Consider the following 23,017-nt stretch of genomic DNA (forward strand, 5'->3'; position numbering starts at 1 on the left):
ACAAGAAGCAGACCAGCTGGGGACTAGAACCGCTCGGCGACCTTGGCGGACACGCGACGCACGACGCCGCGTGGGGCGACGTGGACCATCGACGCCGAGAGCTTGTTGACGAGACCGGGGACGCAGAGGGCCTTGCCCTTCTCGATGGCCGCGAGCGCCTCGTCGACGACGGCCTCGGGCGTCTGCCAGGCCAGCTTGGGGAGGTGCTCGGTGTCGAACGAGCCCCGCTGGTGGAACTCGGTGCGGGTGAAACCGGGGCAGAGGGCGAGCACGTTCACGCCGGTGCCGCGCAGCTCCTCGTGCACCGCCTCACTGAAGCTGGTGACGAACGCCTTGGTGGCCGAGTAGGTGGCGTTGTTCGGCCCGGCCTGGAAGCCGCCGACGGAGCTCACGTTGATCACGCCGCCGTGGCCCCGCCGCAGCATGCCCGGCAGCGCGGCATGGGTGAGGCGCATGAGCGCCAGCACGTTGAGGCGGATCTCCTCGTCCTCCCTGCCCACCGGGAGCTCGACGAACGTGCCCGCGGTACCGAAGCCCGCGTTGTTGACGAGCAGCTCGACGGGCCGTTCGTCGGACTGCAGCCGCTGCTCGACGCGGCCGACGTCGTCGGCGAGGGTGAGGTCGGCGAGCAGGACCTCGACGTCACGGCCCGACCCCGACTGGAGCTCGTCGGCCAGCTCCTTCAACCGGCCCTCGCTGCGGGCCACCACCACGAGGTCGTCGCCCCGCGCCGCTAGACGGCGGGCGAACGCCATGCCGATGCCGCTCGAGGCGCCGGTCACCAGCGAGGTCACGCGGGGCGCCTCACGGTTTTGATCTTCGCTCATCCTTGCTTCCCGTCCATTCGCGCACGCTACTCCCGCACCAGTTGCACGAACACCCGGCCGTCGACCCACGGCCAGCGTGCGTCCTCCACCCAACCCCGGCCGCGGTAGAACCGCTCGGCGCGACTGTCCGAGAAGGTGCGCACGACCAGACGGCTGCACGCGCGCGCCGCCGCCTCCGACTGGAACGCGGCGAGGAGCTGGGTCCCGATTCCCTCACCCCGGCTGTCGGCGGCAACGAGCAACCGGGCCAGATAGCCGATGCCGCCGTGCGTCCAACCCTCCGCGGTCCCCACCACGCGGCCGTCGCGTCGGGCCGTGACGGCGAGCGGTCGCTCGTCCCACTGGCCCCAGTCGCGCGCCCCGAGCTCGCGGCCTTCGTCGTCGATGGCATCGCTCACCGCCAACTCGAGCTCGAGCCCGCCCCGGCCCACGACCGCAGGCGCGGCGAACGCGATGTCGGCGATGGGCGACCACACGCGACCCTCGCCCTCCTCGAGCAGGTGCACCCGCTCGAAGGTCACCTCGGCGCGGTAGTTGGCGAACGCGCGAATCGACGCATCGATCCGACGCGCCTCCATCTCCTCGGCCAGGGTCACGTGCGGCACGAACGGCCACGTCACCGGACGGGAGAGGGGCTCGGAGAAGACGCGGTCGCGCAGGTCCAGCAACGCCTCGAACCCGTCGCCACCGACTGCGAGGTACAGCACGGGAGAGTCGGGCAGGAAGGTCTCCACCGGGCCGAGCTCGACGCGGAAGGGCCGCGTGGTGCTCCCGGCATCGCGGAGGTGTGCCAGCGCGTCGCTCAACCGGTCCTCGCGGACGTTGACCGGCGGCACGAGGGTGCAGTGCGGTGGGATGCGGCCGAGGGCGCCGTCGCCGGCCGCCCGCCGCAGCCCGTCGACCTCGGCTCCGACCGGCGGTGGCACCAGCAGCGCGACGCCGAGTCGCAGACGTGGCACCCGTTTCGCCGAGGTCAGGCGCCGGCGACGTCGATGCGGACGATGGCGCGCTGCAGGGCGGCTTGAGCCTCGGCGTCATCCACCTCGCGCGCCTTCTGCTCGGCCGCTTCCTTGGCCCGGCGGGCGCGCTCGACGTCGATCTGGCTCGCCAGCTCGGCGACGTCGGAGAGGATGATCACCGTGTTGTCGCGCACGTGCACGAAGCCGCCGTGCACCGCAGCCGCCGTCTCGGTGCCGTCGGGCTGCCTGATGCGGGCCGAGTGGATCGTCAGCGCCCCGAGGAACGGCGCATGCCCCGCCAGGAACGCGATGTCGCCGCCGTCCACCGTGCGGCAGATCACCATGTCGGCTTCGCCACTGAAGAGGATGCGTTCGGGGGAGACGAGCTCGACCTGCATGGGCACGACGGCTCTTCCTAACCCTCGCCGCCGGTGAGCGTGCGCGCCTTCTCGCGGGCGCTGTCGGCGTTGCCCACGTTGAAGAACGCCTGCTCGGGCAGGTCGTCGAGATCACCGTCGACGAGCTGCTCGAAGCTGTCGATGGTCTCCTCCACGGGGACGTTGATGCCCTTGAGCCCGGTGAACTGCTCGCCCACGAAGAACGGTTGCGACAGGAACTTCTCCACCTTGCGGGCCCGCTGCACGAGGACCTTGTCCTCCTCGGAGAGCTCGTCGAGGCCGAGGATGGCGATGATGTCCTGCAGCTCCTTGTAGCGCTGCAGCACCTCCTGCACGCGGCGGGCGACCGCGTAGTGACGCTCTCCCACGACCTCGGGCGCGAGGATGCGCGAGCTCGACGAGAGCGGGTCGACGGCCGGATAGATGCCGAGCGCGGCGATGTTGCGGGAGAGCTCGGTCGTGGCGTCGAGGTGCGTGAAGGTGGTGAACGGAGCGGGATCGGTGAAGTCGTCGGCCGGCACGTACACGGCCTGCACCGACGTGATCGATCCCGTCTTGGTCGAGGTGATGCGCTCCTGCAGCTCGCCCATCTCGTCGGCCAGCGTCGGCTGGTAGCCCACCGCGGAGGGCATGCGACCGAGCAGCGTCGACACCTCGGAGCCGGCCTGCACGAAGCGGAAGATGTTGTCGACGAAGAGCAGCACGTCCTGGTTCTGCTCGTCACGGAAGTACTCGGCCATGGTGAGCGCCGACAAACCGACGCGCAGACGAACGCCCGGCGGCTCGTCCATCTGACCGTAGACGAGCGCGGCCTTCTCGATGACGCCGGATTCCTGCATCTCCAGCCAGAGGTCGTTGCCCTCGCGCGTGCGCTCACCCACGCCGGCGAAGACCGACACACCGCCGTGCTGGGTGGCGACGCGGCTGATCATCTCGAGGATGACGATGGTCTTGCCCACGCCCGCGCCGCCGAACAAGCCGATCTTGCCGCCCCTCACGTAGGGCGCCAGCAGGTCGATGACCTTGATGCCCGTCTCGAACATCTCCGACTTGGGCGTGAGGTCGACGAACTTGGGTGAGGGACGGTGGATCTCCCACTGGTCGACGATGCCCTCGGTAACGGGCTCACCCCTCGTGTCGAGGGGCTCGCCGATCACGTTGAACACGTGCCCCAGCACTCCCTCGCCTACAGGGACGGTGATGCCGCGTCCGAGGTTCCTCACCGGGGCGCCGCGGCTCAGGCCGTCGGTGGGCTTCATCGCGATCGCCCGCACCCGGCTCTCACCGATGTGCTGGGCCACCTCGGCGGTGATGTCGATCGTCCGCCCCTCGAGCTCGACCGTGAAGAGGAGGGCGTAGTTGATCTCGGGGAGCGAGCCCGGCGGGAACTCGACGTCGACGACCGGCCCTGCGATCGAGACGACCCTGCCGTCCTTGAGGCCGGTGGCGGGTGGTGTTGTCGCGGTGACGCTCATGCTGTCTCCCTTGTCATCACAATCACGCAGAAGGGCGCAATGCCTCGGCGCCGCCCACGATCTCCATGATCTCGGTGGTGATGCCGGCCTGGCGCAGCTTGTTGGCCTGGATGCCGAGCACCCGGATGAGCTCCTCGGCGTTGTCGGTGGCCGACTTCATGGCCCGCTGGCGCGCGGCCTGCTCCGACGCGGCCGCGTCGAGCATGGCCGCGAAGATGCGAGCCTCGACATAGCGGGGCAGCAGCAGCTCGAGGATGCCTTCGGGCGACGGCTCGAACTCGTACACCGCATGCGGGCCCTCCTCCTCGCGTCCCTCGGTGATGGGCCCCGCCTCGAGCGGCAGGAGCTGGGTGCGTGTCACCCGCTGCGAACCGGCGGAGAAGAACCGGGTGTAGACGATCTCGACGACGTCGATCTCGCCGTCCTCGTAGCGCTTGATGAGGCCCGCGGTCACCTGGCGGGCGTCCTCGTAGGACGGCTGCTCGCTGAACCCGCTGTGGGCCTCGTCGATCGCGTAGCCCCGGTAGCGGAAGTAGCTGTTCGCCTTGCGGCCTGCGACGACCAGCGCGGTCTCCTGACCATCGCGCCGACGCTGCAGGATGGCGCGCTCTGCGGTCCGGATGACCGACGCGTTGTACGCGCCCGCGAGGCCCCGGTCGGCGCTGATCACGACGAGCCCCACGTTGCGCACCGTCTCCGGCTTCCGCAGCATGGGATGGTCGAGCCCGGCGCCGGCCGCGGCCAGGTTTCGGATGACCTCGGTGATCTGCTCGCTGTACGGCCGCGCCGCGGCGACGCGCTGCTGCGCCTTCACGATCCGCGACGCCGCGATCAGCTCCATGGCGCGGGTGATCTTCTTGGTCGACTGGACGCTGCGGATGCGTCTGCGCAGGATCCGTTCCTGGCCGCTCGCCATCGGCTAGTCCGCGTCCTCGCCGTCGCCGGCCTCGGCCACCTTCTCCGACGGGGTGAAGCGCTCCTGGAAGGCGACGACCGCGGCGGTGAGCGTCGCCTCGTCGGGAAGCGTGCCCTTCTCCCGGATCTCGGTGAGGAGGTCGGTGTGGCGGACGCGGAATTCCTCGAGCAGCTCGGCCTCGAAGCGGCGGATGTCGCCCAACGCCAGGTCGTCGAGATGTCCCTTGGTGCCGGCGAAGATGACCACCACCTGCTCCTCCACCGGCAAGGGTGAGCGCTGCGGTTGCTTGAGCAGCTCGGTGAGCCGGTAGCCACGGTCGAGCTGGGCCTGACTCACCTTGTCGAGCTCGGACCCGAAGCTGGCGAACGCCTCCAGCTCGCGGAACTGGGCCAGGTCGAGCTTGAGCGTGCCGGCCACGGCCTTCATCGCTTTGATCTGCGCGTTGCCGCCGACGCGCGACACCGAGATCCCCACGTCGACGGCCGGCCGCACCCCCGCGCGGAACAGGTCGGTTACCAGGTAGATCTGCCCGTCGGTGATGGAGATGACGTTGGTCGGGATGTACGCCGAGACGTCGCCTTCCTTGGTCTCGATGATCGGCAGGGCGGTCAACGACCCACCACCGAGCGCGTCGCTCAGCTTGGCCGCGCGCTCGAGCAGCCGGCTGTGGAGGTAGAAGACGTCGCCCGGGTACGCCTCGCGGCCGGGCGGCCGGCGCAGCAGCAACGAGAGCTGACGGTACGCCTCGGCCTGCTTGGAGAGGTCGTCGTAGATGATGAGCGCGGCGTCGCCGTTCTCCATCCAGTGCTGGCCCATCGCGCAGCCCGAGTAGGGCGCGAGGTACTTGAAGGGCGCGGCTTCCGACGCCGGTGCGTTGACGACCACCGTGTAGTCCATCGCGCCGTGCTCCTCGAGCGACGCCACGATCTCGGCCACCGTCGAGCCCTTCTGTCCGATGGCGACATAGACGCACTTCACGCCCAGCCCGCGCTGGTTGATGATCGTGTCGATGGCGACCGCGGTCTTACCCGTCTTGCGGTCGCCGATGATGAGCTCGCGCTGGCCGCGACCGATGGGGATCATGGCGTCGATCGACTTGATGCCGGTCTGGAGCGGCTCCTTCACCGGCTGGCGGTCGATGACGCCGGGTGCCTGCACCTCGAGGCGGCGGCGGTGCTCGCTCGGGATGGCGCCGCGACCGTCGATGGGCTCGCCCAGCGGGTTCACCACCCGGCCCAGCAACCCGTCGCCAACGGGCACCGAGAGGATGGAGCCGGTGGCCCGCACGGCCTGGCCCTCCTCGATGTGCTCGAGGTCGCCGAGCACGACCGCGCCGATCGAGTCCTCGTCGAGGTTGAGGGCCAGCCCCTGCACGCCGCCCTCGAACTCCAGCAGCTCGTTCACCGCCACATCGGGAAGGCCGGAGATGCGCGCGATGCCGTCACCGACCTCGGTGATGCGGCCCACCTGCTGCTTCTCCAGGCTGGGCTCGTAGCCCTCGAGGGCCGCGCGCAGCGCAGCCGCGATGTCCTTGGCGTCGAGGTTGAACGTGTCGGTCATCTACAACCCTTCCCTCATTACAACCCCTCCCTCATCTACAACCCCTCCCTCAGTTGATCGAGCCGGTGCCGCACGGTGCCGTCGATGACGGTGTCACCGACGCGTACCGCCGCGCCGCCGATCACGCTCGGGTCGACGATCACCTTGACCTCGACGTCGAGGCCCAGGTTCTGCGACAGCGCCTTGGCCAGCTTCTGCTGGCGCTTGGCGTCGAGGGAGACGGCGGAGCGCACCTCGGCGACCACGTGCTTGCGCTCGGCGGCAGCGCGCTCGACCACCCGGTCGATGATCGCGGGCAGGTCGCGGGCCCGCCCCGCGCCGACGACGAACGACACCAGGTTGACCGTGATCGGCGACGCCTTCGCGCCGAGCAGGTTCTCGACGATCGCCTGCCGCCGCTCCGCGGGGAGCGACTGGTCGGTGAGCGCCTCGCGCAGCTCGTCGTTGCTCTCGAAGGTGCGGGCCACGCTGAACAGCTCGTTCTCGACCTGCGGCAACGACCCCTCGGCGCGGGCGACCTCGACGAGCGCGGCCGCGTAGCCGTCGACCCTGTCGTTCAGCGGTCGGTCGCTCATGTGCGCGACGCCGCGATCTCGTCGATGAACTGGTCGACGAGCGCGAGGTTGGTCTCGCGGTCGAGGTTGCGCTCGACCACCTTCTCGGCCAGCTCGAGCGTGAGCTCGCGCACGCTCACGCGCAGATCGGCGGTGGCGCGCGCGACCGCGGCCTCGATCTCCTCCTGGGCGCGCTGCTTGCTCGCGGCCACCTCGGCCTCGGCCTGCCTGCGCAGGTCCTGGCGGAGCTTGTCGGCCGACTGCCGCGCCTCCTCGATGATGCGCCCGGACTCCGACCTGGCGTCGGCCAGCTTCGCCTGGTACTCGGCGAGGATCGACTGGGCCTCGGTCTTGGCCTGCTCCGCCTCGTCGAGGCTCGAGCGGATGCGCTCGGTTCGGGCCGCCATGCTCGAGCTGATGGCCGGGAACGCGAAGCGCCGCAGCATGAAGAACAGCACCACGAAGGAGATGGAGCCCCAGATGAGCTCGTTGGTCGCGGGCAGGATCGGGTTGGGCGCCTCCTGGCAGGCGGAGACGTCCTGGCCCTTCTCGAGGAGCTTGATGCACTCCTCGTTCGCGTGCTTCAGCTTCTCGGTCGTCGGCGTCGTCGCCTGAGCCCACGCCGGCGCCGCGGCCAGCAGCGCGGCGCCGACGACGGCGCCCCCGAAGATCACCGCTCTCGCGCGCATGCGGATCATCCCTTCAGCAGGAAGGTGAGGACGAAGCCGAAGAGCGCGAGCGCCTCGGTGAAGGCGATGCCGAGGAACATCGTCGTGCGCACCATGCCCGCGGCCTCGGGCTGGCGGGCCATGGCGGTGATGGCGTTGCCGACGACGATGCCGATGCCCACGCCGGGGCCGATGGCGGCGCCCCCGTAGACGATGCCGGCGCCGACCGTCTTCAGGCCGGCCTCCAGCTCGCCGGCGTTCTGCGCGGCCAAGAAGTCGATCACGGGACTGCCTCCTAGTGCTCGGGGTGCATGGCGCCGCCGATGAAGACGGCGGTGAGAATGACGAAGATGTAGGCCTGCAGCACGGCCACGAGCAGCTCGAAGCCGGTGAGGGCGATCAGCAGGCCGCCGGGGAAGATCGCGCCCACGTAGGTCGACGAGAACAGGGCGCTGGCGAGCACCGCGAAGGTCACCAGCAGCAGGTGGCCGGCGAGCATGTTGGCGAAGAGCCGGACCGCCAGCGCGAACGGGCGCACGAAGATCGTCGAGATGAACTCGATGAGCCCGATGAGCGGGAGCAAGGCGATGGGGACGCCCGGCGGGACGATGATGTTCTTGAAGTAGCTCAGGACACCTTGCTTCGCGATTCCCATCACGTTGTAGGTGACCCACACCACGAGCGCGAGGAACATCGGGATCGCCATGCGCGCGTTCACCGGCATCTGGATGCCCGGGATGATGCCGAAGATGTTGCACACGAAGACGAAGGTGAACACCGTCACGAGGAACGGCAGGAAGCGCATGCCGTCGGGGCCGATCCCCTGCAGGATCACGTCGTTGCGCACGAAGTCGATGACGGCCTCGGCAACGTTCTGCACGCCCTTCGGCACCAGTCCCGTCGTCGCCTTCCGCGCCCCGAGGTAGAAGAAGAGGAAGGTCAGCACACCGCCCAGCCACATGAGCAGCACGACCTTGTTCACCGCGAACGGCCCGCTGCCGAGCAGGTCGGGCCATTCGATCAGGTGCGAGACGGGGGGGAACTCGAGGGCCAGCACGCGTCAGGCTCCTTTGCGCTGCGGCTTCAGGGCGGGGAAGGCAAGCGAGGCGGAGACGTAGCGGGTCTCCCAGAACAGCATCCCGAGGTGCGTGACCAGGACGGTGACCGCGAGCACGGGCAGGTCGGCCCATCCGAGGTCCTTCACCAGGTAGAGGGCGAAGCCGACGAGCGTCATGCGCACCAGGAACCCACCGAGCGCAGTGGCCATGAGGACCGACGGCGACACCCGCGCCGCCCATGCCAAGAGCACCGCGGACAGCGTGAGGTTGGCGAGGACCAACCCGATGCCGAAGCCGGCGGAGAGCGCACCGTTGCCGCCGCGCGTCGCCCACGCGACGAGCACGACCAGCGGCAGGACGGGCAGGGCCCGCAGAATCATGTCGCGGGCCAGCTCGTGCTCGACGTTCGGCGTCTCCGTCATACGTGCCCTTCCCCGGTCTCTCCGCTCCCGGCCGAGGCCGGCCGAGGGGTCCGCGCCCACACGCCGGCCCGATCGTGCTCCTCCATCGCCGCCGCGTAGGCGTAGTACATGCGCGCGGCCATGCCCACGACGGCCACCACGAACAGGATCAGGGTGAAGAGCGGACGGGTGCCCGCCCACCGGTCGAGGTACCACCCGCCCAGCCCGAAGAGGAGCGGCGTGGCCACGAGCTCGATCCCGCGGGCGAACGCGTCGTCGAAGCCCTTCCAGGTCTGTCGGGGGTGGTTGTTGGCTGTTTTGTCCAAGCTTCTGTCCACTTTGTCCGAGCTTCTGTCCAAGCTGGTCTCACCTCCGGCGGGGGCGCCGGAGGGAGCTTGTGAATTCTTTCTCAATCTAGGGGGTCGAGGCCGAGGGGGCAAGTTCGGCGGGCGGAACGATAGTCAGGCCGCTCCCGGTCCCGCCTTCCGGTCCACGTCGCCGACCGCTACCAGGCGGGCGCGGCGGGCTCCGGGGCGCAGCACCGTGTACAGGGCCACGCCCATGATCGCCACGGCCGTGGGCACGACCGCGTTGCCCCGGCTCGTGTAGGTCGGGTAGAGCACGATGCCCGAGAGCACCGCGGTCCAGGCCCAGAGGATCAGCACCGACCGGCGCTGGCCGTGACCCATCCGCATGAGCCGGTGGTGCAGGTGCTCCTTGTCGGCCTCTGTGAGCTTGGCGTGGCGGGTGGCCCGGCGGACGACGGCGAAGACCGTGTCGAGGATCGGCAGGCCGAGGATCACGAGCGGGATGACGAGGGGCGCGAAGAAGAAGTAGGTCTGGCCGCTGAACTGGTCGTCGACGCGTCCCCCGACGACCATCGTGCTCGACGCCATCAGCAGACCGAGCATCAGCGCGCCCCCGTCACCCATGAAGATCTTGGCGGGATGGAAGTTGTGGGGCAGGAAGCCCACGCACAGCCCGCACGTCACCGCGGCCACGAGTGGGCCGATGCTGTCCTGGGGCAGGATGCCGTTCGAGAGCCGCGTCGTGTACAGGAAGAACGCGCCGGCCGCGATGGCGACGATGCCGGCGGCCAACCCGTCGAGCCCGTCGATGAGGTTGATCGCGTTCGCCATCCCGGCCACCCAGATGATGCCGACGAGCGGCGCCAGGTCGGGCGACAGCGAGACGAAGTCGCGGTCCGAGAAGGGGATCCGGAAGTAGAACATCGTCACGCCCAACAGCGAGAGCACGCCGCCCGCCAGCACCATCCCTGCGACCTTGGCCGGAGCGGAGACCTCGCGCACGTCGTCGATCAATCCGACCGCGAAGATCACGGTTGCGCCGAGGACCACCGCGAGGGGCTCGGACGAGCCGCGGAACACGTTGTCGAACCCCGAGAGCTGCGACGAGACGGCCATGGCGACGACGAAGGCGACGAACATCGCGGCGCCGCCGAGCGTTGGCGTCGGCACCGTGTGCACGCGCCGCTCCTCGGGGCCCACGACCGCACCGACGCGGATTGCCATCCGGCGAACGATGGAGGTGGTGATGAAGGTGATGGCAGCCGCCACCGCGAAGGCGATGCCGTAGGACAGGGCGTCCGCGGATGTCACCCGGTGAGCTCGGGATAGGGGGTGAACTTCGAGCAGAGCGTCGTCACCGCGTCGTGCACCGCGGCGAGCTCGGCGTCGTCCTCGCGATGACGGAGGGCGCGTGCGATCAAAGACGCGATCTCGGCCATCTCCGGCTCGGTCATCCCCGCCGTCGTCGTCGCCGGCGTGCCGATGCGGAGGCCACTCGTGACGAACGGTGACCGCGGGTCGCCGGGGATCTGGTTCTTGTTGAGGGTTATGCCGGCGCGGTCGAGGACGATCTGCGCCTCCTTGCCCGTCAGGTCCGCGTCGAACGGCCGGAGGTCGACCAGCATCAGATGGTTGTCGGTGCCGCCGGACACCAGCCGGAAGCCGGCCTCGGCCAGGTGGCGGGCGAGCGCCTGCGCGTTGCGGACGATCTGCGCGGCGTACGTCGTGAACTCGGGCTGCGCGGCTTCGCGGAACGCAACCGCCTTGGCCGCGATGACGTGGTCGAGCGGCCCTCCCTGCAGGCCCGGGAACAGCGCCTTGTCGATGACCTGGGCGTGCTCGGCGCGGCTGAGGATGCAGCCGCCGCGGGGGCCGCGCAGCGTCTTGTGGGTCGTGAACGTCACGACGTCGGCGTGGGGAACCGGGTTCGGGTGCACGCCCCCGGCGATGAGACCGGCGATGTGAGCCGCGTCGAAGACGAGGATGGCGCCCACCTCGTCGCAGATGGTGCGGAAGACCGCGGGGTCGATGACGCGGGGGTACGCGGTGGCGCCGGCGAACATCAGCTTGGGTCGGTGCTCGCGCGCGAGGTCGCGGATCTGGTCGTAGTCGAGGCGTTCGTCGCTCGCGGTGACGCCGTAGGTGACGCCTCGGTAGAGCTGGCCGCTGATGTTCACCGGCTGGCCGTGCGAGAGGTGGCCACCCTGGTCGAGGCGCATGCCCATGAGCGTGTCGCCCGGCTTCAGGAAGCCCAGGCAGACCGCGAGGTTGGCGTTGGACCCCGAGTGCGGCTGCACGTTCGCGTGGTCCGCTCCGAACAGCGCCTTGGCGCGCTCACGCGCCAGGTCTTCCGCCTCGTCGACGACGTGGTTGCCGCCGTAATAACGCTTGCCCGGGTAACCCTCGGAGTACTTGTTCGTGAGGACGGAACCGGTCGCGGCCAGCACCGCGGGTGACGCGAAGTTCTCCGACGCGATGAGCTGGATCGTGGTGTTCTGCCGTTCGACCTCGCGGTCGATGATGTCGAACAGCTCGCGGTCCTCGCGAGCCGGCCCGTGCAACGTCACGCCGTCTCCCTCCTCGTGGCCTGCGGATCTCCCCACACCGCGTCGGCCAGGCGGCCCACGAGCGAGTCGATCTCGGCGGCCGTGCGCCGGTACATCTCGAAGTCCTGGCCGATCGGGTCGTCGACGTCGTCCGCCGGCGACTCGCCCCACAGGTCGGTCGGTGTGCGGCCTTCGTGCAGGCGCGCCAGCCACGCGTCGAGGGGCTCGTCCGCAAGGCGCGACCCCGCGGCCTCGGCCCGGCGCACGAGCTCCTTGAGCGTGAAGGCTCGCCCGAAGGCCTCGGGTTGCTCGCGCGCGACCTCGAAGACGTGGCGGCGGGCCAGCCCGACGATCAGGTCGGCCTCGGCCACCATCTTCGTCTTGAGCCGGCGACTCCGGTGGCCGCGCAGGTCCACCCGGTAGTCGTCGTGCAGCACGACGATGCCGTAGGCGCTGGCGGGATCGCCGTGGGTGACGAACCCGGCGGAGTGCACGTGAGCGGGGATGCCACGTGCCTCCAACCGCTGCCGCAGCAGGCCTTCGGCTATCGGAGACCGGCAGATGTTGCCCGTGCACACGAACAGGACGTCGATGGGCCTTCAGACTACCGGCGGGTAGCGTGACCGCCCGTGGCACTCGACCCCCGGACGCCGGTGCTCGTCGGCGTGGGCCAGGTCGTCCGCCGAGACCCCGACCCCGCGACCGCGTCCGAGCCGCTCGACCTGATGCTCGACGCAACACGGCGCGCCGCGGACGACGCCGGCGGGCACCTGCTGGACCGGCTCGACTCGATCCGCGTCATCGGCGTGCTCTCGTGGCGGTACGTGAACCCAGGTCTCGCGTTGGGTGAGCGCCTGGGCATCGCCCCGCGCCAGACCGTGCTGACCACCACCGGAGGCAACAGCCCCCAGCTGTTGGTGAACGAGACCGCGCTCGCGATTCAACGCGGCGATGTCGGCGCGGCCCTCCTGACCGGTGCCGAGGCCATGGCCACCCGCCGACGCGCCCGCCGCGGGGCCGACAAGCTGTGGCTCGACTGGCCGGTGCAGGACGTCGGCACCGCCGCGCCCGAGCTCGTCGGTGACGAGCGCGCGGGGAGCAACGACGCGGAGATGGCGCGCGCGCTCGCCCTTCCCACGCAGGTCTATCCCGTGTTCGAGAACGCGATCCGCGCCGCGTCCGGCCGATCGTTCGACGCGCACGAGCACGTCATCGCCGAGCTGTGGTCGCGCTTCAGCGCGGTCGCGGCGGCCAACCCGTACGCGTGGTCGCCCACTGCGCTCACCGCCGACGAGATCGCCACCGTCACGCCCGCCAACCGGCTCATCGGCTTCCCATACACCAAGCTGATGAACGCCAACCTCACGGTCGACCAGTCCGCGGCGTTGCTCATGTGCTCGGTCGAGGTCGCCGCGGACGCGGGCATCCCACGCGAGCGATGGGTGTTCCCCTGGGCCGGCGCAGACGCGCACGACCACTGGTGGGTCTCGGAGCGCGACGATCTCCGTTCGTCGCCGGCGATCGGCGCCACCGGGCGCGCCGCGCTCGCGCACTCCGGCGCGGATGTCGACGACATCGCCCACATCGACCTGTACTCGTGCTTTCCGTCGGCCGTCCAGATCGGCGCCGCCGAGCTGGGTCTCCGCCTCGACGAGCCCGGCCGGCCCCTCACCGTGACGGGCGGCCTCACCTTCGCCGGCGGCCCGGGGAACAACTACGCCACCCACTCGATCACCACGATGGTCGAGCGCCTGCGCGCCGATCCCGGTGCCCTCGGCCTCGTCACCGCGCTGGGTTGGTACCTCACCAAGCACAGCGTCGGCGTCTACGGCACGGAGCCGCCGCCGCGACCGTTCGCGCGCAGCCGCCCGCAGGCCGAGATCGACACGCTCCCCCGACGCGATTGGGCGGCCGAGCACGAGGGGCGCGTCACCGTCGAGTCGTTCACGGTGATGCACGACCGCGAGGGCTCGCCCGCGCTCGGCATCGTCGCCTGCCTGCTGCCCGACGGCCGGCGGGCCTGGGGCAACGTGCGCGACCCGGGCACGGCCAAAGCTATGACGGTCGACGACCCGTGCGGCCGTGCCGCGGACCTGCACCCCGACGGGACGCTCGACCTGGCCTGACTCGCGGTCTCGTGCCTGTCGCGGCGGTCCCGGCCGTCGCCCGCGTCACCACCCGAGCCGCTCGATGCTTGCGATGGCGGCGTCGCAGATCCGCGCCTGTCGCTCCGCGATCGTGCCGGTGCCGTCGTCGGCTGGAGATGGCGGTGGCCGCGGGTCCACGTCGGTGCCATCGGGCTTGAGCCAGCGCCAGTGCCCTGGCCCGCCCTCCAGCCGGTAGCCCTCGTGGGTCTTCTGCGCGTGGTGGAAGCGACACAATCGCGCCAGCGCGTCGAGCTTGGTGACGCGCGTCGCGCTCCAGGGCTCGACGTGGTCGATCTCGAGCCCCACCCGCACATGACAGCCGCCCACCACGCACTCGGGGTCGCGCACCTCCAGCGCGCTGCGCTGGTGCGCGGTGGGCCGCCGCCCCAGATGCGCCACCGTTGAGACATCCACCCCGTCGCTCACCACCGCGGTCACGAAGGCGTCGTCCATCATCGAGCGCACGACGCGCACCGGCACCGGTCCCACGCCGCCCACCTCGCAGCGCTCACCTGATTCTGCCTTTCCTCGCACGAGTGCGGCATGGTCGATCACCACGTGCACGGTGTTGCGCGGTCGCGACGAGCTGCACGCGCTGCTGTCACGTCCGGCCCGCGCCAGCGCCAACAGCGCATCGGCCCGGTAGGCGTCGAAGCCCTCCCGCCGTCCCTCGGCCCGGGCCTCGCGGAACGCATCGGCCTCGAAGGGCTCGAGCGCCACCAGCACCTCGGCCAGCACCTCGGGGGTGAAGCGCCCGTCGAGGCGCCCGGCGCCGTCGGGGTCGTTCCAATGGCGCAGCGACCGCGAGGCGTGGATGGCGCGGTGACGCGCCATCTCGTCGGGCGCGGCCGCCGCCTTGACCCGCCGGCACTTGTCCTTCAGGCCGGCCACACCGTCGCGGCGCGCCACGTCCACCAACTCGGCTCCGGCGTTCGAGTCGGCTCCGGCGGCCGACGCGATCTCGTTGGCCTGCACCGAGGAGAGCTCCCCCGCCCGCATCGCCGCGTCCACCGCCGGCAGCTCCGGCAATCGGGCCGCGGTCTCGAGCGTCGACATCGCGCTGCCGATGGACACCCCACTGCGCCGGGCCAGCCAGTGGGCGGCGGAGCGCTCACCCACGCCCCGCCAGAGGTTGGAGGCGGCCACCCGCCGCGCCGCCAGCGCCTTGCCCGCGGCACCCAGCTTCTCGATGGTGGCGAAGGTGTCGACCAGACCCGCGGCCGCCTCGGCAGGCAGCGTCTCGGGCTCGAGCCCGGCCACGAACTCGCGCAACTCCGCTTCCATGTCGCACAGACCCATGACGAACTCCACGTCCAGGGCTACAGCTCACGGGGAAGCGAACGTATGTTCGATGGTAGCAGACCCCAACGACAAGCGGCAAGCGTCCGCAAGCAATTCCTTCAAGATTTTTCCGACGCGGATCGGCGGCGCAAGATGCTTCCGAACGACTAGGTCAAGCCACAAGAGATACGGTCTCAGCAGTGGCCTCCGAACCACAGGAGGCGAGCTCCATCCGGACGCTGTCGAAGCTCCGCAGCGTAGGCCACGTCGTTCGGCCACCCCCCAGCGTCGAGGTCGCCCCCAGGAGCGAAGTGCTCGCGAATCTGCTCCGTCCAGATCCGTTTGGCCTGACCCGGTGGATGGAACACGACGTCCCTGCCGTAACCAGCTTGAACGCCAATCCCGACGTCTCCGCCTTCAAGCCAAGCAACCACCTCATCGAGAGCGAGGTAGTTGTCCGCGGCGGGCCAGAACTTGCCAGTGCCATCCCATACACCGTCGTCGGCGACACGACGTGTCGCGTGGCCATCGCGAGGGTGACCTTCGTTCGAGCCGCCTCTCGCCGAGACCATCTCCTTGAATGTTTCGCGGCGACCGCGCTTGTGCGGCATTGAGCCCCCGCGACTCAGGGCAGGGCGGCCCACACGTCGCCCCACGCGATGCGGCCCTCGCGCAGCAGCTTGGGCTCGACACCGGTGCAGTCGACGACGGTCGACGGGCTCCCCGCGCACGGTCCGCCGTCGAGGACGACGGCCACCGCGTCACCGAACACCTCGGCCACCATTGCCGCCGTCTCCGGCGTCGGCTCGCCGTGCAGGTTGGCGCTCGTCGTGGCGAGCGGCCCGACGATGGCGCAGAGGGCGCGGGGTACGGCGTGGTCGGGGCACCGCACGCCGATCGTGGCGTCGTCGTCGCCCAGGTCCGCGGCCAGGTCGGGCGCGCGCGGGATGACGAGCGTGATCGCACCCGGCCAGAACCGCGTCATCAGCGCGATCGCCGAGTCGGGCACGGCCGTGGCGAGACCGAGTGCCTGGTCGGCGTCGGCCACGAGCACCGGCAGGTCGACGTCGTGGGGCCGGTGCTTGACCTCGAAGATGCGGTCGGTCGCGCCGGGCACCGAGACATCGGCCGCCAAGCCGTACACGGTGTCGGTGGGGAGAGCCACCGCCAACCCGACCCGGAGCGCCTCGGCCGCCTCCTTCAGTGCCTCGGCCGGCGGTTGGTCACCCCGCGCGTCCACGATCCCCATGCTCAAACCCTACCGACAAGCGCGCGCGGGCGTCCGGTGAGATCGGCGCGCACCTCCACGTCGTCGAAGCCGGCCGTGCGCGCGAGGTCGACAGCGCGCTCGGCCTGGTGCGGCGCGATCTCGAGCACGAGCGCGGCCGGTCGCGCCAGCCACGCGGTCGCACCCGCCGCGATCACGCCGACCGCCTCGAGGCCCGTCGGGCCGGCGCGCAGCGCGCCGGGAGGCTCCCACTCGGACACCACGGCGGGCAGCGCCTCGCCGTCGGCCACGTACGGCGGGTTCGACACGAGCAGGTGCACCTGCCCCCGCAACTCCTCGGGCAGGGCGTCGAACCAGCTCCCCTCCACCAGTCGGACGCGAGTCGCCGCCCGACCTCCGGTACCGGCGAGGTTGGCGCGCGCGACCGCCAGCGCGTCGGCGGAGACGTCGGTGGCCCACACCTGCGCGCCGGGCACCTCGACCGCGATCGACAGTGCGATCGCACCGGAGCCCGTGCCGAGGTCGACGACGAGTGGCGCCTGCGCCCCGAGCCGTCGCAGCTCGCCGAGCGCGATGTCGACGACCTGCTCCGTCTCGGGTCGGGGGATGAGCACGCGCCCGTCGACGTAGAGGTCGAGGCCACGAAACCCCCACCCGCCGATGGCGTACTGGAGGGGCTCACCCGCGCGGCGGCGGGCGACCATGCGCGCGCACTCCTCGCGCGCCCGGTCGGGCGCACGTTCGTCGAGGTGCACGATCAGATCGGCACCCTCGTGTCCCGACGCCCGCTCCACGATGCGGCGTGCGTCGACGGCGTCGCCGAGCTGAGCCTCGACCTCGGCCAGCACCTGTCGCCAGGTCAGCGACGCGGCTCAGTCCTCTCCCGAGAGCTGGCGCGCCCGCTCGTCCGCGATCAGCGCATCGACGATCTCGTCGAGCTCACCCATCAGCACCTTGTTGAGGTTGTAGGTCGTGAGGTTGATGCGGTGGTCGGAGACGCGGTTCTCCTTGTAGTTGTACGTGCGGATCTTCTCCGACCTGCCCCCGCCCCCGATCTGGCCGCGACGCTGCTCGGAGAGCTCGGCCGCGTGCCGGTCCTGCTCGCGCTTGAGCAGGCGGGCCCGCAGGACCTGGAGCGCCTTGGCCCGGTTCTGGATCTGGCTCTTCTCGTCCTGCATGGCGACGACCTCGCCGGTCGGGAGGTGGGTGATGCGCACCGCGGAGTCGGTGGTGTTCACCGACTGACCACCCGGCCCCGTCGAGCGGTAGACGTCGACCTTGAGGTCGTTGGGGTCGAGCTGGATCTCGACCTCTTCGGCCTCGGGCAGCACGGTGACGGTGGCCGACGACGTGTGGATGCGGCCCTGCGACTCGGTGACGGGCACCCGCTGCACCCGGTGCGGGCCACCCTCGTGCTTCATGTGGCTCCACACCCCGTCGCCCTTCAGCAGGACGGTGGCCTCGTTGAAGCCGCCCATCTCCGACGAGTCGGCTTTGAGGACGTCGGACTTCCAGCCCATGCGGTCGGCGTAGCGCATGTACATGTCGAAGAGCACCTTGGCGAAGAGGTTCGCCTCCTCACCGCCTTCCGCGCCGCGGATCTCGACGATCACGTTCTTGCCCTCGTTGGGGTCCTTGGGCAGGAGGAGCAGGCGCAGCTCCTCCGCGAGCCGGGCGATGGCGTGCTCCGCCTCGTCGATCTGGGCGCGCACGAAGTCGCGGTCGTCGCCCGAGGAGTCGGCGAGCATCCCGCGAGCCGCGTCGAGGTCGTCGCGCGCTTGGCGGTAGTCGCGGTACGCGAGCACGACCGGCTCGAGCTCCTTGTGCCGCCTTGACGCCTCCAGGAGCGCGCGCGGGTCCGCGATCACCTCGTGGTCGGCGAGGCGCGCGAGCACGTCGTCGTACTCCTTCTCGAGGGCGGCCAGCCGGTCCAGCACGTTCTCAGGCTAGTGACGACAGGGAACGCCAGTCGTCGGGCACCGTCCGCACCTCGGCCGGCTCGATCAGCAGCCCGCTGAGCGAGCGGTGCACCGGGTGGTCGTCGCACTCGGGCACGACGAGCACCAGACGCGGCCCGCGACCGTCGGCCAGCCGGGCATCGGCGGCCGCGGGCACCAGGTCGAGGTCGATCCCGGTCGAGCACACGACGAGCAGCGGCCGCCCCCGGTCGTCGACGCCCGCCGCGGGCGCGGGGGCGTGCCGTCGCAGGTCGTCGCGCGCGACCGGTGACGGCACGGGCGCGAGGTGGGCCGCGCCCACGAGCCCGGGCCGGTCGACGAGGACGGCGCGCAGCCAGCGCTCGGAGGCGAGACGGTTCAGGGGATGGTGGGGCGCACCGGCGCGACGGTGCCGGCGGACGGCGGCCACCGCGGCCGCCAGCGCCGCCTGCGTCGGGACGTCGCCGCTCATGGCTCGCCGGGCGTCGCGGTCGTGCTTCCCCACACCCACCTCGAGGCGTGAGCCATCTGCGTCGCTCACCACCCGGGCCACCTCCAACCCGAGCACCTCGCCGGTGAGGACCCCCGCCTCGACGACGGGCTCGGCGCCGGCGGCTCGCAAGCGGTCGACCCACGCCGAGGCCTCCGCGTCCAACCGCGGCGCGGGGCCGATCGGCTCGGGCGCAGTGAGGGTGAGGGCGCGGCCCTCCACCTGCCAGACCTGAGGCGCCCGGGCGAAGGTCGCCGCCCTGCGGGCCAGCCCGCCCGCCTCCGCCTCGACCAAGAGGTGCAGCCGGTCGACCCCCACGCGACCGGCCCACAGCAGCGCGGGCCCGAGCGCACGGCCGGGTCCGTCCTCGACCAAGAGCCAGCCCGTCCCACCTGCGGACAGACCGGCGCCACCGGGGAAGGCGACCGCCGTGCCACGCCCGTCGGCGAGCGCATCGGTCCCCCATCCGGCCGTCACGAGCGCGGTCAGCTTCGCGGTGAGCAGGGCGTGACGGCGATCGGCTTCCACCGTCCGACTCTCCCGCGCGGACGGCTCCCCGAGCCACGAGCCGGGCCGGGAAGTCCCGGGGGGCCGCTCGGCCCCTCTCACTCAGGTTCGGCCCCGGTCACGCCGATGACTGAGCGTGGCCACGGCCACCGAGGCGGGCGCATCGCAGGGCGCGTGATTCGGGCTCGTCTCGGTTGCCGCCCACCCTTGACGACGACGTGATTCGCATCGCTTCCCTCCCCACGGACCCGACCACCGCCCACCGGGGCACCGCCGTGCGCCCCGGCGAGCGCGACGCGGCGCCTGCCGCCGAGGTTGTCCGGTGAGCCCCGATCCCCGCTCTCGGCCGCTGAGGCCCGATCCCCGCTCTCGGCCGCTGAGGCCCGATCCCCGCTCTCGGCCGCTGAGGCCGGGCCGGCTCATCCGGTCGTCGGTCCGCCGGCACTGGCAGACGCTCGGCGCCGCCATGGGCGCGACGGCGGTGGTCGTCGCCGCCGAACTGGCTCGGCCCTTCCCGCTGAAGCTCGTCGTCGACCGCCTGTTGCTCGAGCACGGCGGGCGGAAGTTCGCGGTGCCGCGGGGGGACTGGCCCATGCTCGCCGCCGTGGCCGCGCTCGCCATATCGATCGCGCTGCTGGGCGCGCTGGCCTCGTCGTTCGCCGCCGAACGGCTGCGCCGCACAGGCGACCTCGTCGTGCGCGACCTGCGCGCCGCGATCTACGCCCACCTCCAACGGCTCACGCTCGCGTTCCGCGAGCGGCGCCAGACCACCGATGTGGCGGCGCGCGTGACGGGCGATGTCAGCGCTGTCGGCGCGGTGTTTCGAGATGCGCTCCGGCCCCTCGCCACCTCGGTGCTCCTGCTGGCCGGGATGCTCGTCGTCAGCATCTACCTCGACCCGATCCTGGGGATCGTCGCGTTCGCGGTCACGCCTCTCCTCGCCTGGCTGACATCGCGCGCCCACCACGAGCGATCCACGTCGACGGGCAGCCAGCTCGACCTGACCGGAGCGATGACCACCGCCGTCGTGCTGGTGCTCGGGGTGTTCCGGGTCGCCGCCGGTGCGCTCACTCCCGGCGACCTCATCGTCGTGCATGCGTACGCGCGACGTCTCTACCCACGGATGCGCGCGGTCGGCCACGAGCGCGCCCGCTTGACGCGAGCGACGGCCGGAGGCGATCGCATCGCGGGCGTGCTCGCGGCGGACGACGAGCTCGCCGAGGTGCCGGGTGCCTACCACGGGCCACGGGCCAAGGGAGTCCTCGACCTCGACAACGTGGGTTTCGCCTACGACGCCGACACGCTCGCGCTGAGCAACGTCACCCTCCACGTCCCCGCGGGTCAGCACGTTTCGATCGTCGGACGGTCGGGCGCCGGCAAGTCCACCCTCGCCGCACTGCTGGCTCGCTTCCACGACCCCACCGCAGGCGGCGTGCTCATCGACGGCCGCGACGTCCGGAACTGCGCGCGCGACTGGGTACGCGCCCAGGTCGGCCTCGTGCTGCCCGACACGGTGATGTTCGCGGGCACCGTCGCCGACAACATCGCGTATGGCACGGACGCGACCCGCGCGCAGATCGAGGGCGCGGCCACCAGCGCCGGCGCGCACACGTTCGTCGCCCAGCTCCCCGACGGCTACGACACGGTGCTCGGCCCCGGCGGCGCCGGGCTGTCGGCCGGCCAGCGCCAGCGCATCGCCATCGCCCGTACCCTGCTGCGCGATCCGCCGATCGTCCTCCTCGACGAGCCCACCGCGGGACTCGACCCGGAGAGCGAATCGGAGGTGCTCGCCGGCCTCGACGCGCTCGTGCCCGGCCGCACCGTCGTGCTGTTCACGCACTCGATCGACCTGGCGCGCGTGGCCGAGCGCGTGGTCGTGATGGTGAAGGGCGAGGTGGTCGACGACGGCCAGCCGGGCGAGGTGCTCGACCGACCCGTGCCGTTCGCACCCCTCGGCGCCCGCGCCGCGCGCGCGCCGGCGCCGTCGCGCCGGGCGCCCGCGCCGTCCGATCCCGAGCTGCCGCGCCTGGCCGAGCTGCTAGACCCGGAGGTGATGGCCGACGTGCTGGCCCGTTCGCTCGACGCGAGCGCGCCGGCGCCACTGGTGCGCACCCACTACGTCCGCTACCAGCCGGGCAAGAACCTGGTCGTCCACTACGACGTCGACCTCGACGGCCACAGTCACGGCGCCGTCGCCATGATCGCCCGGGGCGACGAGCTCTCCCGCTGGGTGCTCGAGCCGCGCAACCGCGCCATGGCCGTGCAGGTGAACGGTCGGTCGCCCGCGGCGATGCCTCTGGCGTTCGAGCGCGAGGTGGACGCGCTCATCCAATGGCTCCCGCTCGACCTGTCATTGCCGCCGCTCGCCCAACGGCCCACGGAGCTGCGCCGGCACCTCCGCGCCGCAGGACTCGACCTGTCGACGTCGGGCTGGGAAGGCGAGTTCCTGAACTACCGGCCGGGCCGGCGTGCGGTGCTGAAGGTGGACGACTACGTCATCAAGGTCTACGCGCAGGAGCCCCGCTTCGAGCAGGCCGCGGGCGGCTTGTACGCCGCCCGCCAATGGGCCGTCCGGACCCCGCGTCTCCTCGCGTCGCTCGACGACCAGCACGTGACAGCGCAGCGGTTCCTCGAGGGGGACACGCCGTCCGACCCGGCCGAGATGGCCGGCGAAGCGGGTGAGGTCCTCGCCTCGCTCCACCGCGCCGCGCCCGACGGCCTCGTGCCGCGCACACCGGCCGACCACCTCGCAGCCGCCGCAGAGGCGGCACAGCTCGTGAGCCACATCAGCCCCGAGCTGACCGGGCGCCTCGAACGCCTGTTGAGCGAGCTGGAGGCAAGCGCACCCGACGCAGGCGCCCCGGTGACGTCGCACGGTGACTTCCACGCTCGGCAGTTCCTCCATTGCGCGGACGGCCTCGTGCTGATCGATCTCGACCGGGTGTGCGCCGCGCCGGCCGCGCTCGACCCGTCGTCCTTCGCCGCCCATCTGGTCAACGAGGGCCGGCCCGACCTCGACGCGGCCCGCGTCGCGCTCGAGCGCTTGCTCGGCGGCTACGGCGGACGGCCCCCGGGGATGTCGTGGTACCTCGCGACTGCGATCCTGCGGCGGGCGCCCAACCCGTTCCGCACCCTGCACGAGCAGTGGCCGGACCGCGTGGCCTCGATCGTCGACGCCGCCGCCGACGCGCTCGCCCGCTAAGAGGCGGGGGCCAGACCGGGAGCGCCGCTCGTGGCCTCCGGGGCCGGCCGGGCCCGCGCCGTGCGGAGCAGGCGCGCGTCGACCTCGGTGCGTTGGTCGGCGGTCAGGGCGGCCCGCAACGCGGCGATCGCCACCTCCAGCTGGTCGAGGGACGGCTCGCGGGTGGTGAGCTTCTGCAGTGCCAGACCCGGTCGCATGAGGAAGCGCACGACCGGCTTGTCGAAGTTGCGCGCGCCCAACCGGATGATCTCGTACGCCACCCCGGCCACGAGCGGGATGAGCAGCGCCCTCGAGCCGATCAGGAGGAGCAGCGACGGTCGTCCGAAGGCCGAGTAGATCGCGATCGACGTGACCATCACCGTGAGCAGGAAGTTGGTGCCACACCGCACGTGCTCGGTGCCGAAGCGCTGGGCCCGCTCGGGCGTGACCTCGACGCCGTTCTCGTAGGCGGCGATGGCCTTGTGCTCCGCGCCGTGGTACTCGAACAGCCGACGGATGTCGGCCACGTGGCCGATCGCGACGATGTAGCCGAGGAACAACGCGAGCCGCAGGACG

Annotated in this window: 24 protein-coding genes; 3 read left to right on the forward strand and 21 right to left on the reverse strand. The window is 71.3% G+C overall.

What is annotated here, in order from left to right:
- Positions 1–23: 23 nt before the first annotated feature.
- The 15 genes from E6G06_20705 to E6G06_20775 are packed head-to-tail and all read right to left on the reverse strand — an operon-like array spanning position 24 to position 12,263.
- The gene (locus E6G06_20705) at positions 24–827 is read right to left on the reverse strand and encodes an SDR family oxidoreductase (GenBank protein ID TML86467.1); all 804 of its coding nucleotides are present in this window, start codon (positions 825–827) and stop codon (positions 24–26) included.
- A gap of 26 nt (positions 828–853) precedes the next feature.
- A complete protein-coding gene (locus E6G06_20710) occupies positions 854–1,786 on the reverse strand; it encodes a GNAT family N-acetyltransferase (GenBank protein TML86468.1) in 933 nt (310 codons plus the stop codon).
- A gap of 14 nt (positions 1,787–1,800) precedes the next feature.
- A complete protein-coding gene (gene atpC / locus E6G06_20715) occupies positions 1,801–2,190 on the reverse strand; it encodes an ATP synthase F1 subunit epsilon (protein ID TML86469.1) in 390 nt (129 codons plus the stop codon).
- Positions 2,191–2,201: 11 nt separating this feature from the next.
- Positions 2,202–3,659 carry a F0F1 ATP synthase subunit beta gene (atpD, locus tag E6G06_20720; protein TML86470.1) on the reverse strand — a complete coding sequence of 486 codons (1,458 nt, stop codon included), beginning with the start codon at positions 3,657–3,659 and terminating at the stop codon, positions 2,202–2,204.
- A 22-nt stretch (positions 3,660–3,681) separates the two neighbouring features.
- Complete coding sequence (locus E6G06_20725; protein TML86471.1) at positions 3,682–4,575, reverse strand: F0F1 ATP synthase subunit gamma; 894 nt, start codon at positions 4,573–4,575, stop codon at positions 3,682–3,684.
- A 3-nt stretch (positions 4,576–4,578) separates the two neighbouring features.
- Positions 4,579–6,135, reverse strand: coding sequence for a F0F1 ATP synthase subunit alpha (locus tag E6G06_20730; GenBank protein ID TML86472.1), 1,557 nt, complete (start codon positions 6,133–6,135; stop codon positions 4,579–4,581).
- Between the two features lie 35 nt (positions 6,136–6,170).
- The gene (atpH, locus tag E6G06_20735) at positions 6,171–6,710 is read right to left on the reverse strand and encodes an ATP synthase F1 subunit delta (protein TML86473.1); all 540 of its coding nucleotides are present in this window, start codon (positions 6,708–6,710) and stop codon (positions 6,171–6,173) included.
- The gene (atpF, locus tag E6G06_20740) at positions 6,707–7,387 is read right to left on the reverse strand and encodes a F0F1 ATP synthase subunit B (GenBank protein TML86474.1); all 681 of its coding nucleotides are present in this window, start codon (positions 7,385–7,387) and stop codon (positions 6,707–6,709) included. The genes atpH and atpF overlap by 4 nt, the downstream gene beginning before the upstream one ends.
- Positions 7,384–7,593 (reverse strand): ATP synthase F0 subunit C, encoded by a 210-nt coding sequence (gene atpE, locus E6G06_20745; GenBank protein ID TML86491.1) that lies wholly within the window; start codon positions 7,591–7,593, stop codon positions 7,384–7,386. The genes atpF and atpE overlap by 4 nt, the downstream gene beginning before the upstream one ends.
- A 59-nt stretch (positions 7,594–7,652) precedes the next feature.
- Entirely contained in the window at positions 7,653–8,414 is a 762-nt protein-coding gene (atpB, locus tag E6G06_20750; protein TML86475.1) for a F0F1 ATP synthase subunit A, read from the reverse strand.
- Between the two features lie 3 nt (positions 8,415–8,417).
- The gene (locus E6G06_20755) at positions 8,418–8,837 is read right to left on the reverse strand and encodes an ATP synthase subunit I (protein TML86476.1); all 420 of its coding nucleotides are present in this window, start codon (positions 8,835–8,837) and stop codon (positions 8,418–8,420) included.
- Positions 8,834–9,256, reverse strand: a complete 423-nt coding sequence (locus E6G06_20760) for an AtpZ/AtpI family protein (GenBank protein ID TML86477.1) — start codon at positions 9,254–9,256, stop codon at positions 8,834–8,836. Before E6G06_20760 ends, E6G06_20755 begins: the two co-directional genes overlap by 4 nt.
- 21 nt (positions 9,257–9,277) lie before the next feature.
- Positions 9,278–10,435, reverse strand: a complete 1,158-nt coding sequence (locus E6G06_20765) for an undecaprenyl/decaprenyl-phosphate alpha-N-acetylglucosaminyl 1-phosphate transferase (protein TML86478.1) — start codon at positions 10,433–10,435, stop codon at positions 9,278–9,280.
- Positions 10,432–11,685: a serine hydroxymethyltransferase gene (locus E6G06_20770; GenBank protein ID TML86492.1), complete on the reverse strand. Its 1,254-nt coding sequence runs from the start codon at positions 11,683–11,685 to the stop codon at positions 10,432–10,434. The genes E6G06_20765 and E6G06_20770 overlap by 4 nt, the downstream gene beginning before the upstream one ends.
- A 2-nt stretch (positions 11,686–11,687) precedes the next feature.
- A complete protein-coding gene (locus tag E6G06_20775) occupies positions 11,688–12,263 on the reverse strand; it encodes a hypothetical protein (protein ID TML86479.1) in 576 nt (191 codons plus the stop codon).
- A gap of 36 nt (positions 12,264–12,299) precedes the next feature.
- Between E6G06_20775 and E6G06_20780 the strand changes: the two genes are divergently transcribed.
- Positions 12,300–13,796: a hypothetical protein gene (locus E6G06_20780; protein ID TML86480.1), complete on the forward strand. Its 1,497-nt coding sequence runs from the start codon at positions 12,300–12,302 to the stop codon at positions 13,794–13,796.
- Between the two features lie 45 nt (positions 13,797–13,841).
- On the opposite strand, the gene E6G06_20785 is transcribed toward E6G06_20780, so the two are convergent.
- Positions 13,842–15,128: a DUF222 domain-containing protein gene (locus tag E6G06_20785; protein TML86481.1), complete on the reverse strand. Its 1,287-nt coding sequence runs from the start codon at positions 15,126–15,128 to the stop codon at positions 13,842–13,844.
- Between the two features lie 170 nt (positions 15,129–15,298).
- Here E6G06_20785 and E6G06_20790 point away from each other — a divergent pair, with 170 nt between their 5' ends.
- The gene (locus tag E6G06_20790; protein TML86482.1) at positions 15,299–15,712 is read left to right on the forward strand and encodes a hypothetical protein; all 414 of its coding nucleotides are present in this window, start codon (positions 15,299–15,301) and stop codon (positions 15,710–15,712) included.
- An 11-nt stretch (positions 15,713–15,723) separates the two neighbouring features.
- Here the strand turns inward: E6G06_20790 and E6G06_20795 are convergent, their stop codons facing one another.
- Genes E6G06_20795 through E6G06_20810 form a run of 4 tightly spaced genes read right to left on the reverse strand, consistent with a single transcriptional unit; the run spans position 15,724 to position 19,281 of the window.
- On the reverse strand, positions 15,724–16,347 hold the full coding sequence (locus tag E6G06_20795; GenBank protein ID TML86483.1) for a threonylcarbamoyl-AMP synthase: 624 nt from the start codon (positions 16,345–16,347) through the stop codon (positions 15,724–15,726).
- Positions 16,348–16,349: 2 nt separating this feature from the next.
- Entirely contained in the window at positions 16,350–17,189 is an 840-nt protein-coding gene (prmC, locus tag E6G06_20800) for a peptide chain release factor N(5)-glutamine methyltransferase (protein ID TML86484.1), read from the reverse strand.
- A gap of 9 nt (positions 17,190–17,198) precedes the next feature.
- Entirely contained in the window at positions 17,199–18,263 is a 1,065-nt protein-coding gene (prfA, locus tag E6G06_20805; protein TML86485.1) for a peptide chain release factor 1, read from the reverse strand.
- A 4-nt stretch (positions 18,264–18,267) separates the two neighbouring features.
- Entirely contained in the window at positions 18,268–19,281 is a 1,014-nt protein-coding gene (locus tag E6G06_20810; protein ID TML86486.1) for a hypothetical protein, read from the reverse strand.
- 445 nt (positions 19,282–19,726) lie between these two features.
- Here E6G06_20810 and E6G06_20815 point away from each other — a divergent pair, with 445 nt between their 5' ends.
- Positions 19,727–22,462, forward strand: coding sequence for an ATP-binding cassette domain-containing protein (locus tag E6G06_20815; protein ID TML86487.1), 2,736 nt, complete (start codon positions 19,727–19,729; stop codon positions 22,460–22,462).
- Here E6G06_20815 and E6G06_20820 read toward each other — a convergent pair.
- A partial coding sequence (locus E6G06_20820; protein TML86488.1) for a DUF1385 domain-containing protein occupies positions 22,459–23,017 on the reverse strand: 559 nt, incomplete at its 5' end. The two genes, E6G06_20815 and E6G06_20820, sit on opposite strands and share 4 nt — an antisense overlap.

Source organism: Actinomycetota bacterium (assembly GCA_005888325.1).
Lineage (GTDB): Bacteria > Actinomycetota > Acidimicrobiia > Acidimicrobiales > AC-14 > AC-14.